The sequence below is a fragment of the Pseudomonas sp. GM33 genome (assembly GCF_000282295.1).
Classification (GTDB): Bacteria; Pseudomonadota; Gammaproteobacteria; order Pseudomonadales; family Pseudomonadaceae; genus Aquipseudomonas; species Aquipseudomonas laurylsulfatiphila.
This window is the reverse complement of record NZ_AKJO01000092.1, coordinates 17,767-35,031: the sequence shown is the minus strand read 5'-3', so window position 1 is coordinate 35,031 and position 17,265 is coordinate 17,767. Positions and strand designations below refer to the sequence as shown.

Here is a 17,265-nt window from a genome sequence, read left to right as displayed (position 1 = left end):
CCGAGGTGATACCTTCGCGGGCAAGCCCGCTCCCACACTGGAATGCGGCCCCCTGTGGGAGCGGGCTTGCCCGCGAAAGCGATCGACCAGACACTGCTGTTACAACGTCGGGTGCAAGCTCAAGAACCAACTTCAAACCATAAAAAAACCCGCTTTCGCGGGTTTTTTTATCATGCCAACTGAGGCTGTTCGCTCATCGGCTTGAGCGGCAGCAACGGAGCATGGGGGTCGGCCTTCACCGACTTGCGCCAGGCGCCCAGCCACTCTGGGTGACCTTCGTTCCAGACCTGCTCGTGCAAGCGAGCCAATGCCACCGGGTCGCTCAACAGTTGCACACGCTCGTTGTTGGTCAGGCCTTCAGGACCCACCTTCATCGCGTGCCGCACCCGCTCGATCCGCAACCACTCGATCGGCTCAGCCTGATTGTGCCGCGAGGTCGCCAGCGAGCACGCCAGGGCGTTCTGCTGTGGATCGACCACCGAACGGACAAAGCCGTCGTTCAGCGCGTGCCAGCGGTTCTCATGGGTGTACTGGTCGGTGGCCAGCAAGGCCTGCGGCGGATTGTATTCCTCAGGGATCAGGAACAGGCTCTCGTCACGGGACTTCAGGCCCAGGCCGACGCGGCTGGAGATCACCGACACCGGGATCGACAGCATCAACGAACCGACGATCGGCACCAGCCACCACAGGAAGCTCGGGTTCAGCCAGATCACCAGCATGGCCCAGAAGAAGCCCAGCAGGGTTTGCGGACCATGGCGCTTGATCGCTTCGCTCCACGGCGTGGAGTCGTCGTCACGCTGCGGCGAGTTCCAGGTCGCGGCCCAGCCAAGGAACGCGGCGAGGACGAAACGGGTGTGGAAGATCATCCGCACCGGCGCCAGCAGCATGGAGAACAGCATCTCCAGCAGCATCGACAGGGTCACCTTGAACTTGCCACCAAACTCTTTCGCACCCTTGGCCCAGATCAGGATGATGCTCAGCAGCTTCGGCAGGAACAGCAGCACGATGGTGGTCGAGAACAGCGCAATCGCCTTGTCCGGGTGCCATTGTGGCCACAGCGGATAGAGTTGGCGCGGCTCGAGGAAGTACTGCGGCTCCATCAGCGTGTTGACCGCCAGCAGCGCGGTCGACAGCACCAGGAAGAAGAACCACAACGGCGCCGACAGGTAGGACATCACGCCGGTCAGGAACACCGCGCGATGCACCGGGTGCATGCCTTTTACCAGGAACAGGCGGAAGTTCATCAGGTTGCCGTGGCACCAGCGACGGTCACGCTTGAGTTCGTCCAGCAGGTTCGGCGGCAGTTCTTCATAGCTGCCCGGCAAGTCGTAGGCAATCCACACGCCCCAACCGGCACGGCGCATCAGCGCGGCTTCAACGAAGTCGTGGGACAGGATCGAGCCGGAGAACGCGCCTTTACCGGGCAACGGCGCCAGGGCGCAGTGATCGATAAACGGCTTCATGCGGATGATCGCGTTGTGACCCCAGTAGTGCGACTCGCCCAGTTGCCAGAAGTGCAGGCCGGCGGTGAACAGCGGGCCATACACGCGGGTGGCGAACTGCTGCATGCGTGCATACAGGGTGTCCATGCCCGACGCCCGTGGCGCGGTCTGGATGATCCCGGCATCCGGCGTGGCTTCCATCAGGCGCACCAGACTGGTCAGGCACTCACCGCTCATCACCGAGTCGGCGTCGAGTACGACCATGTACTTGTAGTCACCGCCCCAACGACGGCAGAAGTCGTCGAGGTTGCCGCTCTTGCGTTTTACGCGACGACGGCGGCGGCGATAGAAGATCTTGCCGAAGCCACCGGCTTCGCGGCAGACGTCCAGCCAGGCCTGTTGCTCGGCCACACAGATATCGGCGTCGTTACTGTCGCTGAGGACGAAGAAATCGAAGCGGTCCAGGTCACCCGTGGCCGCAACCGACTCGAAGGTCGCCCGCAGACCGGCGAATACCCGAGGCACGTCTTCGTTGCAGATCGGCATCACCAGTGCGGTGCGCGCATCCTTTGGAATCGGCTCGTTACCGGCACTTTTACCGGAGATACGGTATTTATCGTGGCCGGTCAGCAATTCGAGGAAGCCCATCAGCGCGGTCCAGAAACCGGCCGATACCCAGCAGAACAGAATCCCGAACAGGATCAGGATGCTGGTCTGCAAGGCGTACGGCAGCACTTGCGTGGCGGTTTGCAGCAGCGGTTGGTGCAGCACTTCGTTGAGGTCGACGAACGACCAGCCCTGGTACGGCATGATGCCTTTCATGTACCAGCCGGCGACGATGGTCTGACCGAGCATCAGCAGCAACAGAATGTAGCGACGGATCGAACCGACGGTCCGCCAGCGCGCAGCCGGCAGCACACGCTCGTCCTTCGGCGGCTTCGGCGGGTTGGTACGACCGGTCATCCGCCGCCAGCCACGCACCAGAATATTGGTGCGCCACGGCTCCGGCACGACCTTGGTCCGCCGGATCGGCGGGGTCGCCTTGAGGCAGACCCGGCCGTTGGCGTCGAGCACCAGCATTTCCGCGTCCTGCAGCTCTTCGGCAGTGCTCAGGGTCAGGCGTTTGCCGACCGAAGCCTGGGCGGCTTCGGTCGGGGCGTCGAACGTCGAAGACGACAGGCGTTCGTGCAATTCGCTGAAAGACTGGCAGCCCGCGAGTTCCGCGCGCTGCTCGTCGGTCATCGGCAGATGCGCCAGATACTCGGAAAGAGTTTCTGGCCGTACTTGAGAGTTACTCATCGGCAGGCAACTGATAGCTCCAGGTCTCGGTCAGGACTTCTTCAGTCGGCGCCGATTCCGGTGTGGCTGGGGCCGCGTCGGCAGCAACAGGCTGCTTGGCGTCTTTATTGGCCTTGTCCTTGGCATCTGCAACAGGCTTCGCTTCAGCCTGCTTGGCCTCCGCTTGCTTGGCTTCCTTGTCGGCTTTCTCTTGTTGCTTGGCGGCAACCTTGTCGGCCTTGGCAACCGACGAGTTGGACGACGGAATGGAGGTCTTGGCCAGGTCCGCCGGCACGATGTTCTGCACCAGCGCTGCACGCATCTCGGTGGCCTTGCCCGGGTCCTTGATCTTCATCCGCAGGGTCAGGCGCCAGCCCTTGGTTTCAGGGTTGTAGCGCACGCTGTTTTCCACCAGCTCGGCGTTGTCGCCGACGCTGACCTGGCTGCGAACCTCGGCATCGACCGGCAATGCCGCCAGGGACGGGCCTTCGAAGTCTACCAGGTAGGCAACGCTGCCATCGGGCTGACGAATCAGGTTGGATTGCTTGACGTCACCGGTCGAACGCAGGGTCTGCTTGACCCAGGCGCTGTCCGGCGCGTGAATCGCCGCTTCGTCCATGGTCCAGTGCATACGATAAGCGACATCGAGCGGCTGGCCAGGTTCCGGCAATTTTTCCGGGTTCCAGAAGGCCACGATGTTGTCGTTGGTTTCGTCGGCGGTCGGAATCTCGACCAGGTCGACGGTACCCTTGCCCCAGTCACCCTTCGGCTCGATCCAGGCGCTTGGACGTTTGTCGTAGCGGTCGTCGAGGTCTTCGTAGTGACTGAAGTCGCGGCCACGTTGCAACAGACCGAAGCCACGCGGGTTTTCCACGCTGAAGTTGCTCACGGCAAGGTGTTTCGGGTTGTTCAGCGGACGCCAGATCCACTCGCCGTTGCCGGCATGGATCGCCAGGCCGCTGGAATCATGCAATTCACGACGATAGTTCAGCACTTTCGACGGCTGGTTGGCGCCGAACAGGTACATGCTGGTCAACGGGGCAATACCCAGTTTGCCGACCTTGTCGCGCAGGAACATCTGCGCCTTGACGTCGACGATGGTGTCGCTGCCCGGACGCAGGGTCAGGCGATAGGCGCCGGTCGCACGCGGAGAGTCCAGCAGGGCGAAGATCACCAGGTGCTTGTCGCCCGGCTTGGGCTGTTGAATCCAGAACTCGCGAAAACGCGGGAATTCTTCACCGGACGGCAAGGCGGTATCGATGGCCATGCCGCGAGCGGACAAGCCATAGACGTGACCCTTACCGACGACGCGGAAGTAGCTCGCGCCAAGCATGGTCATGATTTCGTCTTGCTTGTCGGCCTTGTTGATCGGGTACAGCACACGGAAACCGGCATAACCCAGCTGTTCGGTGGCCTTCGGATCGAACTGCATGTCGCCGAAGTCGAAACGACTCGGGTCGTATTTGATCTCTTCGACGGTGTTCGCGGTGATTTCGTTGATTTTCACCGGCGTATCGAAATGCATGCCCTGGTGATAGAAGGACAGCTTGAATGGCGTCTTCTGATCGGCCCATTCGGCTTTTTCCGTCAGAAAACGAATTTTCTGATAGTCCGCGAACTTCATGTCACGGAACTCGTTCGGCAGGTTACTGCGCGGCGCTTCGTATTTCTGCGCGGCCAGCTCTTTTGCCTTGGCCGATACATCGTCCAGACTGAATGCCCAAAGCTGGCCGGCGCTGAGCAGGCAGAGCAGTGCAGAGCCCGCTACCAGGGCGCTGCGTAACCGTTTGGCAGACAATTTTGGTGCGTTACAGGGACTAACAATCACGAGCAACCCTCGCCGAAAACAGATCAAAAAACCAACGGCCAGTTAAAGGGTCTGCACGGTGTACGGTATGAAAAAACCGCCCTTGCAAACCACTCTTGCCAAGTTGGCGAGCATTGTTCCGACTCCGCTGGGGCGAAATGATTCCCCAATCGGATCCAGACAAGTCTCTACCTAAGTCAAAATGGACCAACGAACGCTGATCCCCGTAGCGCGCGATTATCTAGTAGGCCGCGTTACAACGCATCAGGGGTAACAAAGTATTTATCGCGATAAAGCCCTGTTTTCAGTCGAAATGAGCTTAAAAACTTGTTTCAAGCGCTTTCAGGTCTGTAACAGGAAGGTTACCGGGCCATCATTGACCAGGTGCACCTGCATATCCGCGCCGAATCTACCTGATGCCACAGTGCCATGCACCTGTTTCGCTTTGCTTAATAGATAGTCGAACAATTCCTCTCCCAACGCCGGAGGGGCCGCAGTCGAGAAACCCGGACGCAGCCCGCTTCTGGTATCGGCAGCCAGGGTGAACTGAGAGACCAGCAGCAGCCCGCCGCCCACATCCGCCAAGGACAGGTTCATCTTGCCCTCAGCGTCACTGAACACCCGATAGTTAAGCAGCTTATTAAGAAGTTTGTCGGCGCTGGCCCGCGTATCGTCTGGCTCAATGGCCACCAGGACCAGCAATCCCTGATCGACGGCACCCACGACTTCGCCGGCAACCTCGACTCGTGCGCCACGCACCCGTTGCAGCAGGCCCTTCATGCCTCGTCAGGCGCCAGGTCGAGCAGACGCCGGGCCATCTGATCGGCAGCACGGACCAGCGCGTCGGTGATGCCCGGTTCGGAAGCGGCATGACCGGCATCGCGGATGACCTGCAGTTCGCTGTTCGGCCAGGCTTGATGCAATTCCCAGGCGTTATCCAGCGGGCAGATCACGTCATAGCGGCCATGGATGATCACGCCAGGCAAATGGGCGATCTTGCCCATGTCGCGGATCAACTGGTTCGGTTCCAGGAACGCATGGTTGCTGAAGTAGTGGCATTCGATGCGGGCAATCGACAATGCACGCTGTGGCTCGGAGAAGCGATCGACCACCAGCGGGTTCGGACGCAGGGTCGCAGTACGGCCCTCCCAGGTGGACCAGGCCTTGGCCGCGTGCATCTGGGCAATCTGGTCGTTGCCGACCAGACGCTTGTGGAACGCGGTGAGCAAATCGCCGCGCTCGTCCAGCGGGATCGGCGCGATGTAGTCCTGCCAGTAATCGGGGAACAGACGGCTGGCGCCGGCCTGGTAGAACCATTCGATTTCCTGCGGGCGGCACAGAAAAATCCCGCGCAGGATCAGACCGTGTACGCGCTCAGGATGGGTTTGCGCATAGGCCAGCGCCAGGGTCGAACCCCAGGAGCCGCCAAACAGCACCCATTTGTCGATGCCCAGGTGCTGGCGAATCCGCTCCAGGTCGGCGACCAAATCCCAGGTGGTGTTGTTTTCCAGGCTGGCGTGGGGGGTGGAGCGACCACAGCCGCGCTGGTCGAAGGTAACAATGCGGTACAGATTGGGATCGAAGAAGCAACGACTCTGGGCATCACATCCGGCACCAGGGCCGCCGTGGATGAACACCACCGGCAAACCTTCCGGTGAACCGCTTTCGTCGACATACAGCTTGTGGGTCTCGTCGACGGCCAGATCGTGCCGGGCGTAGGGTTTGATCTGCGGGTACAAAGTCTGCATTGCGCACTCCGTAAGGGGTCGAGGTCATCCCTGGGGGGACTTCTATTATTCTGCCGTCCGGCATCATAAACCCGAATTACGTCAATGAGCATGCCCGTGCGGAGTCAGAGTTTTGCCGCCAGGTATCCGAACAGGGCCTGGTACAGCTCATCGACCTCGGCCACCTGCCCGCGGGCCCGCAAACAGCCATGAACCAGGCCCTCGCCGACATACAGCGTGGCAGCCCCGCCCGCAGCGTTCAGTCGCTCGGCATACCGCACGCCGTCATCACGCAACGGGTCGAACTGCGCCACGGCGATCCAGGCCGGTGGCAATCCCCTGAAATCCGTGGCGAGCAATGGCATGGCGTAGGCACTCGGCTGGCGGGTGCCCCGCAGGTAAAGGGCGTGATAGCAATCGACGTCACTGCTGCTGAGTAACGGGGCGTCGACGCACTCACTGCGCGATGGCAGCCGGTGATCGCCGCCCAACCCCGGATAGATCAGAACCTGCGCGCACGGTAACGGCTCGCCGGCATCGCGCAGTGCCAGGCACAACGCTGCTGCGAGATTGCCGCCGGCACTGTCACCGACCACCAGCATGCGCTCCGGATCGAGTTGAAACGGTCCGGTGCGCAGCGCTCGCCAGACCTTCAGGCAATCATCGAACGCAGCGGGAAACGGATGCTCCGGTGCCCGGCGATAATCGACGGCGATCACCAGCACACCGAGGGTCGATGCCAGTTCGGCGCAGATGAAATCGTGGGAATCCAGGTCCCCCACCACCCAGCCGCCGCCATGCAGATAAACGATGCACGACGCACCGCTGGCCGCTGGCTGATAGGAACGGACAGCAACGCCGGACAACTCGAAGTCGACCACATACAACCCGGCGGGACGTACTGGGGTAAACGCCCGGCACATCTCGCTGTAGGCCTGGCGCAATCCGGCGAGGCTGCTGTCGGTGCTGTTGAAACTGACGGTTTTCTCGACGAAGGCCGTCATCTCTTTGGAAAGCGGGTAAGAAGCCATGAGCCGGGTGCCCGTTCAGGGAAATGTGTGGGACCCACCCTGTGGGAGCGAGCCTGCTCGCGAAGAGGCCGGCACATCCAACATCAATGTTGACTGTCAGACCGCCTTCGCGAGCAGGCTCGCTCCCACAGGTCTTGCACAAATCAGACGGGGGTCAGTTCTTCAGGCTGGCCTGAACCGCCGCCACGCCGTCCTTGCCATCGAAACTGCTGACCCCCGCCAGCCAGCGCTGCAGGTCTTCGGGATGCTCGCGCAGCCATTTTCTGGCGACATCCTGAGCCGTTTGGCGCTCCATGATCGGTACCATCAGCTGACTTTCCTGAGCAGCGGTGAACGTCAGGTTCTCCAGCAACCGATTGACGTTCGGGCAGCGCTCGGCGTAATCCGGGGCGGTGACGGTGGATACGGTCGCCGCACCTTCGTTCGGCCCGTAGACGTCTTCGCTGCCGGTCAGGTAGGCGATCTTCATGTTGATGTTCATCGGGTGCGGGGTCCAGCCGACGAATACCACGAACTCCTTGCGATTCACCGCCCGCTGCACGGCCGCCAGCATCCCGGCCTCACCGGACTCGATCAGTTTGAAGTCCTTGAGGCCGAAGTGATTGGTCTCGATCATCGTCTTGATCGTGGTGTTGGCACCGCTGCCCGGCTCGATGCCGTAGATCTTGCCGCCGAGCTGGTCTTTGAACCTGGCGATGTCGGCGAAGGTTTTCAGGCCCGCCGCTGCCACATAGTCAGGGACCGCGAGGGTGGCCTGGGCATCGGCCAGGCTTGGCTTGTCCATGACCTTGACCTGATTGGCAGCGACGAAGGGTGCGATGTTCTTGTCCATCGCCGGTTTCCAGTAACCGAGGAAGATATCGAGGCGCTTGTCACGGATGCCGGCGAAAATAATTTGCTGCACGGCGCTGGTTTGCTTGCTTTCGTAGCCGAGTCCATTGAGCAGCACATCGGCCATGCCACTGGTGGCGATCACATCGGTCCAGTTGACCACGCCCATGCGCACGGTCTTGCAGGAGGGATCGTCAGCGGCCAGGACGCTGGTGCTCAGGAAAGCGGTGCCGCAGAGGATTGAGAGACAGCGGGCGAACAGTCTTTTCATCAGGATGATCTCGTGCGGCAGCGGATTGTTATCGGGCCGGTGTCTTTGTGCACCGTGGCCAGAACAATACGCAGCAGACGAGCGGTAAAAGCGACCTGTGGCGACCGTGTTTTGCACGGTGGCGACTGTTCCGACGCGCTTTCAAGATAAACACATACCTGTGGGAGCGAGCTTGCTCGCGATGGCGGTGGATCAGTCGACATAGATGTAACTGACAGACAGCTATCGCGAGCAAGCTCGCTCCCACAGGGTTATATACCAAGCATTATGCGTTGTAGTGCTTCTCACCCCAGGCCAGCAGCCCTTGCAGCAACTCCTTGAGCACCACCCGCGTAGGCTCCGCCAGATCCGCCCGATAACGGAACGGCTCGAACTCTTCCATATAGGTGCACTGCCCGAGTTCCAGTTGCACAGCGTGGATGTTCTCGCCCGGGTTGCCGTAATGACGGGTGATGTGGCCGCCCTTGAAGCGTCCGTTCAACACATGGGTGTAGTTGTCGTGACGCGCGCAGATCGCTTCCAGCTGACTGGCCAACTGTGGATCGCAACTGGCGCCATTGAAGGTGCCGAGGTTGAAGTCCGGCAGCTTGCCGTCGAACAGGTGCGGGATGATCGAGCGGATCGAGTGTGCATCGAACAGCAGCGCGTAGCCGAACTCGGCCTTCAGTCGTGCCAGCTCCTGCTGCAGGGTGCTGTGGTACGGCGTCCAGATCTTTTCCAGATAGGTCGCACGCTCTTCTTTCGAAGGCTCCAGACCTTCACGGAACAACGGCACGCCGTCGAACAGCGTGGCCGGATACAGGCCGGTGGTCGCGCCCACATACAGCGGCTTGTCGTCGGACGGACGGTTCAGGTCGATGACGAACCGCGAGTATTCGGCCGCCAGGGTACTGGCGCCCAGTTCAGCGGCGAAGTCATACAACTGCGGAATGTGCCAGTCGGTGTCCGGCAGGCTTTTCGCGTCGGGGATCAATCCAGCCTCGACCGCAGGCGTCAGACGTACGCCAGCGTGAGGCATGCTGATCAGCAGCGGTACGCGGCCCTGTTTGAAGTTAAGTACCTTATCCACAACGGCTCTCCTACAGATGTGTCTCGACGCCGTGGCGCACGACGCGTTTTTCCAGGTCGCCGCCCAGCCAGTACGACAGGTCGGCCGGACGATCGATTTGCCAGGCGACGAAATCCGCGACCTTGCCGGCTTCCAGCGAGCCGTGGGTATCGGCCATGCCCAGCGCGGTAGCGGCGTGAATCGTGGCACCCGCCAAGGCTTCTTCCGGGGTCATGCGGAAGCAGGTGCAGGCCATGTTCAGCATCAGGCGCAACGACAGTCCCGGTGAGGTGCCCGGGTTGAGGTCGCTGGCGATGGCGATTTTCACGCCGTGCTTGCGCAGGGCATCCATCGGCGGCAATTGGGTTTCGCGCAGGAAGTAAAAGGCCCCGGGCAACAACACCGCGACGGTACCGGACTCGGCCATGGCGATGGCGTCGTCTTCGGTCATGAACTCCAGGTGATCGGCGGACAACGCGTGGTAACGCGCCGCCAGGCTCGAGCCGTGCAGCGAGGACAATTGCTCGGCATGCAGCTTCACCGGCAAGCCCAGTTCCCGGGCGGTGATGAATACGCGCTCGACCTGCGCCGGCGAGAACGCCAGGTATTCACAGAATGCATCCACCGCGTCGACCAGCCCTTCGGCCGCCAGGGCCGGGAGCATGTCAGCGCAGATGTGATCGATGTAGTCGTCGGCGCGATCGGTGTATTCCGGCGGCAAGGCGTGAGCGGCCAGACAAGTGCTGCGCACGCTGACGGGCAATTCGGCACCGAGGCGACGGGCCACGCGCAGCATCTTGCGCTCGTTGGCCAGGTCCAGGCCGTAGCCGGACTTGATTTCGATGCTGGTGACGCCATCGCGCATCAGGCTTTTCAGGCGCTTGGCGGCACTGACGAACAGTTCGTCTTCACTGGCCGCGCGGGTGGCGCGCACGGTGCTGGCGATGCCACCACCGCTGGCGGCAATTTCCGCGTAGCTGACGCCTTGCAGGCGCTTTTCGAATTCACCGCTGCGATTACCGCCGAACACCGTGTGGGTGTGGCAGTCGATCAGTCCCGGGGTGACCCAGGCGCCTTCAAGATCGTTGACGGCCGGGTAATCCCCCGCCGGCAGTTCAGCGCGCGGGCCGATCCACTCAATGAGCGCGCCTGACGTCACGATGGCCGCATCCTCGATGATCGAGTAGACGCCTTGCGCCATGGTTGCGACGTGACAGTGTTGCCAGAGCGTTTTCATCCTTGGCCTCCGTTAGGTTATCGATGAGAAAAAGTCGGGTCCGGCGTCACCAGGGCAGCCTGGCCTGCCGCCGGTTTCACCCAGGTCAGGTAGGCCAGCACCAGCAGCACGATCCACACCACGCCGACTATCAAGGCGGCCTGGGTGTCCGGGAAGTAGCCCAACACGCCGAAGACGAACAGCATGAAGGCAATCGCCGCTATCGGTGCATAAGGCCAGAACGGTACCGGGAATTTCAATTGTGCGACCTGCTCGGCGCTCATGGAACGACGCATGGCCACCTGGGTAAACAGAATCATCAGCCAGACCCAAACCGTGGCAAAGGTCGCGATGGAGGCGATCAGCAGAAACACGTTTTCCGGAATCAGGTAGTTCAGCAACACGCCCAGCAACAGCGCGGCGCTCATCACCACAACGGTCATCCATGGCACGCCGTTGCTCGACAACCGCGCGAAGCCCTTGGGTGCGTGGCCCTGCTGAGCCAGGCCGTACATCATGCGGCCAGCACCGAAGATGTCACTGTTGATGGCCGAGATCGCCGCCGAGATCACCACGATATTGAGGATGGTCGCCGCCGAGCCGATGCCCAGATTGTCGAAAATCTGCACGAACGGGCTGCCCTGGCTGCCGATCTGCTGCCATGGAAAGATCGACATCAGCACCAGCATCGTCAGGACGTAGAACAACAGGATGCGCAACGGCACGGCATTGATCGCCCGGGGCAGCACATGCTGCGGGTCTTTGGCTTCACCGGCGGTCACACCGATGATTTCAATCCCGCCGAACGCGAACATCACCACCGCGAAAGAGGCGATCAGACCGCCCACGCCATTGGGCATGAAGCCGCCATGGCTCCAGAGATTGCTGATGTCGGTCGCCTGGGCGCCGGGCGCCGTGCTGATACCGAACAACATGATGCCGAAGCCACCCAGGATCATCGCGACAATGGCCCCGACCTTGAGCAGCGACAGCCAGAACTCCATTTCACCGAAGACCTTGACGTTGCACAGGTTCAGGCCGCCTACCACCGAGACGATGCCCAGCACCCAGATCCAGCGGGAAACCTCCGGGAACCAGAAGCCCATGTAGATACCGAATGCAGTGACGTCGGCCATGCCGACGATGACCATTTCGAATGCGTAGGTCCAACCGAGGATGAAGCCGGCCATCGGCCCGAGATAGGTGCTGGCGTACTGGCCGAAAGAGCCGGCCACCGGATTGTGCACCGCCATCTCACCGAGGGCGCGCATGACCATGAACACCGCCGCGCCACCAATCAGGTACGCGAGCAGCACCGCAGGCCCGGCCATTTGAATGGCCGAGGCAGAACCGTAAAACAGCCCGGTGCCGATTGCCGACCCCAGCGCCATGAAGCGAATATGTCGGGCAGAGAGCCCGCGTTTCAAACCTTTTTCTGGCTGTTGCATTTCTCGTCCCTAATTATTGTTATTCGACGCTAAATCGAATCGCGAGCAAGCTCGCTCCCACAGGAGTATGCATTCCAATGTGGGAGCGAGCTCGCTCGCGAGGGGCCATTACAGGCTAGGCAGCAACTTCGCCGAAACCAGCTCGTTCAGGCAACGCGAAGCCAACAGCTCGGTCGCGGCGTTGATGTCCGGCGCGAAGAAGCGGTCCTTTTCATAGAACGGCACTTCGTTGCGCAGGATGGCGCGGGCCTTTTCCAGCTTTGGCGAAGTCTTCAGGCCATTGCGCAGGTCCAGGCCCTGGACTGCCGCGAGCCATTCCACCGCGAGAATCCCACGGGTGTTTTCAGCCATTTCCCACAGACGCTTGCCAGCCGCCGGCGCCATCGACACGTGGTCTTCCTGGTTGGCGGAGGTCGGCAGGCTGTCTACCGAATGCGGATGGGACAGCGCCTTGTTTTCGCTGGCCAGTGCCGCGGCGGTCACCTGGGCGATCATGAAGCCGGAGTTCACGCCGCCGTTGGCCACCAGGAACGGCGGCAGTTGCGACATGTGCTTGTCCATCATCAGCGAGATGCGGCGCTCGCTCAGGGAGCCGATTTCGGCGATGGCCAGGGCCATGTTGTCGGCGGCCATGGCCACCGGCTCGGCGTGGAAGTTACCACCGGAGATCACGTCGCCTTCCGCAGCGAACACCAGCGGGTTGTCGGAGACGGCGTTGGCTTCGATCGCCAGCACTTCGGCGGCCTGACGGAACTGGGTCAGGCAGGCGCCCATGACTTGCGGCTGGCAACGCAGGGAGTACGGATCCTGGACCTTCTCGCAGTTCTCGTGGGAGTCGGAGACTTCACTGCGCTCGCCGAGCAGATCGCGATAAGCGGCGGCCGCGTCGATCTGGCCTTTCTGGCCGCGGGCCGCGTGGATGCGGGCGTCGAACGGCGAACGCGAGCCCAGTACCGCTTCCACGGTCAGGCCGCCCAGTGCCAGGGCACCAGCGAACAGGTCTTCACCTTCGAACAGGCCGCGCAGGGCAAAAGCGGTGGACACCTGGGTGCCGTTGAGCAGCGCCAGGCCTTCTTTCGCGGCCAGGGTCAGCGGGGTCAGGCCGGCGACTTTCAGCGCTTCGGTGGCTTCCATCCACTCACCCTTGTAGCGCGCCTTGCCTTCGCCCAGCAGCACCAGCGACATGTGGGCCAGAGGCGCGAGGTCACCGGAAGCACCGACCGAACCTTTCAGTGGAATGTGCGGGTACACCTCGGCGTTGATCAGGGCGATCAGCGCGTCGATCACCACGCGGCGGATGCCGGAAAAACCACGGCTCAGGCTGTTGACCTTGAGCACCATGATCAGACGCACCAGTTCGTCGCTGATCGGCTGGCCGACACCGGCGGCGTGGGACAGCACCAGCGAGCGCTGCAGGTTTTCCAGGTCTTCACTAGCGATACGGGTCGAGGCCAGCAGGCCGAAACCGGTGTTGATGCCGTAGGCGGTGCGGTTCTCGGCGAGGATCTGCTCCACGCAGGCCACGCTGGCTTCGATCTGCGCTGCAGCGCTGTGATCGAGGGTGATTTTGACCGGTTGCTGATAGACATCACGCAGTTGGGCAAGGCTCAGTTGGCCGGGAATCAAATTAAGCGCAGTCATGTTCATTCTCCTTTTGAGAGTTTGTTGTTAACTACCAGACGCTCCGGAAATATCCGTTGTCCGTCGCTTCCCCCTTCTTGAGGGGGCTGGCGCCTTGGCACGCTGGTCTTGTTTGGAAATCAGTTCAAGTTCGGTAAGGTTTTTTGCAGCAAAGCAGGGTCTTTCAGAACGCCGGCAGCAGCAGCAATGTCCGGCGCCAGCCAGCGATCCTGGTCATAGGCAGGAACGTACTCACGCAGCAGACGCCAAGCGGCATCGGTGCCCGCGCCGAAGCGTTGTTCTTTCAAGAATTCGAACGCCTGGGCCGCCAACAGGTACTCGATGGCGAGGATCTGCGTGCAGTTTTCCAGTGCACGATGCAGCTTCAGCGCAGCGTTGGTGCCCAGGCTCAGGTGGTCTTCCTGCAAGCCCGACGTCACGTAGTTATCCAGCACCGCCGGTTGCGCCAGCTGACGGTTTTCCGCACACAGGGAAGCGGCCACGTATTGCACGATCATCATCCCGGAGTTCACCCCCGGGTTGGCCACCAGGAACGCCGGCAAGCCGCTGACGTGCGGGTTGATCAAGCGGTCCAGGCGACGTTCGGCAATGGAGCCGATTTCCGCCATGGCAATCGCCAGCAGGTCCGCGGCCATGGCCACGGACTGGCCGTGGGGGTTGGCCTGGGATACCACGCGATAGTTGTCTGCAGTGCCCAGCACCAGCGGGTTGTCGGTGGCGCCGTTGAGTTCGGTTTCGATCTGTTTGGTTGCGTGTACCAGTTGATCGCGCGCAGCGCCGTGGACTTGCGGGATCGAGCGAATGCTCAGGGCGTCTTGCGTGCGAATGCCTTTGCTCTGGGCAATCACTTCGCTGCCGTCGAGCAAGGCGCGCAGGTTGATCCCGACCTGTTGCATGCCAGGGTGCGGCTTGAGCGCGATGATCTCGGCATCGAACGCGTCGATCTGCCCGCGCTGGGCTTCGAAGCTCATGGCGCCGATCACGTCGGCCCATTCCAGCAGGCGCGTAGCGTCGGCAATGGCCAGGCAGCTCAGCCCGGTCATGCACGGCGTGCCGTTGACCAGGCACAAACCGTCCTTGGCGCCAAGCTTGACCGGCTGCAGGCCTTCTTCGGCCAGCGCCTGTTGCGCGGCAACGATCTGCCCGCGATAGCTGACATTGCCCACGCCCAGCAGCGCGATGCCGATGTGGGCCATGTGGGTCAGGTAGCCCACGGACCCCTGCGACGGCACCTGCGGGGTGATGCCGCGGTTGAGCAGCGCCAGCAGCGCTTCGACGACCTGACGGTGCAGGCCGGATTTGCCGTGGCTGTAGTTGACGATGGCGGCACACATGATCGAACGGGTCTGCTCGTCGGCCAGTGGTGCACCCACGCCGCAGGCGTGGCTGAGCAAGGTATTGCGCGACAATTGGCTGAGTTGCTCGTCCTGCAGCGAGACGTTGCACAGCGCGCCCAGGCCGGTATTGATGCCGTAGGCACGTTCGCCGCTGGTGACGATGCGCTGGACGATGGCCTGGGCGTTTTCGATGCGCGCCCAGATCGACGCCGACAGCTCAAGCTGCGCGCCATGACGAGCGACGGCGACCACATCCTGCCAGATGACCTGCGCTTCGGTGATAACGATTTTTTCAGCCTGGGACATCTTCAACCTCGTGCTTACAACCTGAATATTGATGCAGCTTCACCGGCCTCATCGCGAGCAAGCTCGCTCCCACAATGGATCTCCGGTGTTCACAAAATCCCTGTGGGAGCGAGCTTGCTCGCGATGAGGCCAGCACAGCCGGCACAAACCTCTTAAACCACCGCCGCCCGACGCTGCACAAAGCGGTCGACATACTCATCCGCCGGCGAGTGCAGGATCTCTCTCGGCGTGCCGACCTGGATCAGGCGGCCGTCCTTGAGGATCGCGATGCGGTTGCCGATGCGCACGGCCTCGTCGAGGTCGTGGGTGATGAAGACGATGGTCTTGTGCAGGGTCTTTTGCAGTTCCAGCAACTGGTCCTGCATCTCCGCACGAATCAGCGGATCAAGGGCACTGAACGCTTCGTCCATCAGGATGATGTCGGTGTCCGCCGCCAAGGCGCGGGCCAGGCCCACACGCTGGCGCATGCCGCCAGAAAGCTGATGCGGGTATTTGTTTTCGTAACCCTTGAGGCCCACGGTGTTGATCCAGTGCAGCGCACGCTCGGCACACATGGCTTTGCTTTCGCCACGGATTTTCAGGCCGTAGGCGACGTTGTCCAGCACGCTCTTGTGCGGCAACAGGCCGAAGCTCTGGAACACCATGCTGATCTTGCGCCGGCGAAACTCGCGCAGGGCTTCCATGTCGTATTGCAGGATGTCCACGCCGTCCACCAGGATCGCGCCGCTGGTCGGATCGATCAGGCGGTTGAAGTGGCGTACCAGGGTCGACTTGCCGGAGCCCGACAGGCCCATGATCACGAAAATCTCGCCACTGCCAATGCTCAGCGACAGGTCGTTCACGCCGACCACGCAGCCGGTTTCGGCCAGCACTTGATCCTTGGTCTTGCCCTGGCCGACCATGGCCAGCGCATCCTTGGCACGGTTGCCGAAAATCTTGAAGACGTTTTTGACTTCGATCTTGCTCACGGTTGCGTTGTTCATTTGCTCACCTCATGCCGTGCACGACCGTACGCCTGTGTAATGCGGTCGATCACCACAGCCAGAATCACGATCGCCAGACCGGCTTCGAGGCCACGTCCGACGTTCAGGGTCTGAATCCCCACCAGCACGTCTTCACCCAGGCCACGGGCACCGATCATCGAGGCGATCACGACCATCGACAGGGCCATCATGGTGGTCTGGTTGATGCCCGCCATGATGCTCGGCAGGGCCAGCGGCAGTTGCACGCCGAACAGTTGCTGCCAGCGGTTGGCACCGAAGGCGTTGATCGCTTCCATCACTTCGCCGTCGACCTGGCGAATACCCAGATCGGTCAGACGGATCAGCGGTGGCGCAGCGTAGATCACGGTGGCGAAAATCGCCGGGACCTTGCCCAGGCCGAACAGCATCAGCACCGGGATCAGGTACACGAAGCTCGGCATGGTCTGCATGATGTCCAGCAACGGCATCAGCACCGAACGCAGGCGATTGCTGCGCGCCGAGAGAATGCCCAGCGGAATGCCGATCAACACCGAAATGATCGTCGCCACCATCATCAGCGCCAGGGTCTGCATCAGCTTGTCCCAGAGGCCGACCGCACCCACCAGGAACAGCAGGCCGACGATCACTGACGTGGTCACGACTTTACGGGTCGCGTGCCAGGCCACGCCCGCCACGATCGCCAGCATCAGCCACCAGGGCGCTGCACGCAGCAGGCTTTCAAGATTGACGATGGCCCACAGCAGCGTATCGGAGATGTGCCGGAACACGTCGCCATAGTTGGTGACCAGCGAATCGACCCAACCGTTGACCCAGTCGGCGATGGAAAAGGTAAAGCTTTCGGGAAACATAAGAGACTCTCAATCAAGGGGTTGCGATCAAGCGTCCGACTGCCGTTGCCG

The 17,265-nt window shown here is 61.6% G+C and carries 13 protein-coding genes; all 13 read right to left on the bottom strand.

All coding sequences use genetic code 11. The features are described from left to right. Positions 1-170: 170 nt before the first annotated feature. Positions 171-2,741 (bottom strand): glucans biosynthesis glucosyltransferase MdoH, encoded by a 2,571-nt coding sequence (mdoH, locus tag PMI26_RS12335; protein WP_033047965.1) that lies wholly within the window; start codon positions 2,739-2,741, stop codon positions 171-173. Beyond that, positions 2,734-4,548: a glucan biosynthesis protein G gene (locus tag PMI26_RS12340; RefSeq protein ID WP_007975556.1), complete on the bottom strand. Its 1,815-nt coding sequence runs from the start codon at positions 4,546-4,548 to the stop codon at positions 2,734-2,736. Before PMI26_RS12340 ends, mdoH begins: the two co-directional genes overlap by 8 nt. A gap of 321 nt (positions 4,549-4,869) precedes the next feature. Beyond that, entirely contained in the window at positions 4,870-5,307 is a 438-nt protein-coding gene (gene dtd, locus PMI26_RS12345; protein WP_007975554.1) for a D-aminoacyl-tRNA deacylase, read from the bottom strand. Further along, a complete protein-coding gene (pip, locus tag PMI26_RS12350) occupies positions 5,304-6,275 on the bottom strand; it encodes a prolyl aminopeptidase (RefSeq protein WP_007975553.1) in 972 nt (323 codons plus the stop codon). The genes dtd and pip overlap by 4 nt, the downstream gene beginning before the upstream one ends. A 104-nt stretch (positions 6,276-6,379) precedes the next feature. Beyond that, the gene (locus PMI26_RS12355; RefSeq protein WP_007975552.1) at positions 6,380-7,285 is read right to left on the bottom strand and encodes an alpha/beta hydrolase; all 906 of its coding nucleotides are present in this window, start codon (positions 7,283-7,285) and stop codon (positions 6,380-6,382) included. Between the two features lie 154 nt (positions 7,286-7,439). Further along, positions 7,440-8,387 carry a choline ABC transporter substrate-binding protein gene (locus PMI26_RS12360; protein ID WP_007975551.1) on the bottom strand — a complete coding sequence of 316 codons (948 nt, stop codon included), beginning with the start codon at positions 8,385-8,387 and terminating at the stop codon, positions 7,440-7,442. Between the two features lie 265 nt (positions 8,388-8,652). Then, positions 8,653-9,456, bottom strand: coding sequence for an N-formylglutamate deformylase (hutG, locus tag PMI26_RS12365; protein ID WP_007975550.1), 804 nt, complete (start codon positions 9,454-9,456; stop codon positions 8,653-8,655). Positions 9,457-9,466: 10 nt separating this feature from the next. Next, positions 9,467-10,672 (bottom strand): imidazolonepropionase, encoded by a 1,206-nt coding sequence (gene hutI / locus PMI26_RS12370; RefSeq protein WP_007975549.1) that lies wholly within the window; start codon positions 10,670-10,672, stop codon positions 9,467-9,469. Positions 10,673-10,689: 17 nt separating this feature from the next. Then, positions 10,690-12,099 (bottom strand): amino acid permease, encoded by a 1,410-nt coding sequence (locus PMI26_RS12375; protein ID WP_007975548.1) that lies wholly within the window; start codon positions 12,097-12,099, stop codon positions 10,690-10,692. A gap of 108 nt (positions 12,100-12,207) precedes the next feature. Continuing rightward, positions 12,208-13,740: a histidine ammonia-lyase gene (hutH, locus tag PMI26_RS12380; RefSeq protein ID WP_007975546.1), complete on the bottom strand. Its 1,533-nt coding sequence runs from the start codon at positions 13,738-13,740 to the stop codon at positions 12,208-12,210. Positions 13,741-13,859: 119 nt separating this feature from the next. Continuing rightward, positions 13,860-15,383, bottom strand: coding sequence for a histidine ammonia-lyase (gene hutH, locus PMI26_RS12385; protein WP_007975545.1), 1,524 nt, complete (start codon positions 15,381-15,383; stop codon positions 13,860-13,862). A gap of 152 nt (positions 15,384-15,535) precedes the next feature. After that, positions 15,536-16,366, bottom strand: a complete 831-nt coding sequence (locus PMI26_RS12390; protein ID WP_007975542.1) for a quaternary amine ABC transporter ATP-binding protein — start codon at positions 16,364-16,366, stop codon at positions 15,536-15,538. Beyond that, positions 16,363-17,214: an ABC transporter permease gene (locus PMI26_RS12395; RefSeq protein WP_007975541.1), complete on the bottom strand. Its 852-nt coding sequence runs from the start codon at positions 17,212-17,214 to the stop codon at positions 16,363-16,365. Before PMI26_RS12395 ends, PMI26_RS12390 begins: the two co-directional genes overlap by 4 nt. Between the last annotated feature and the right edge of the window lie 51 nt (positions 17,215-17,265).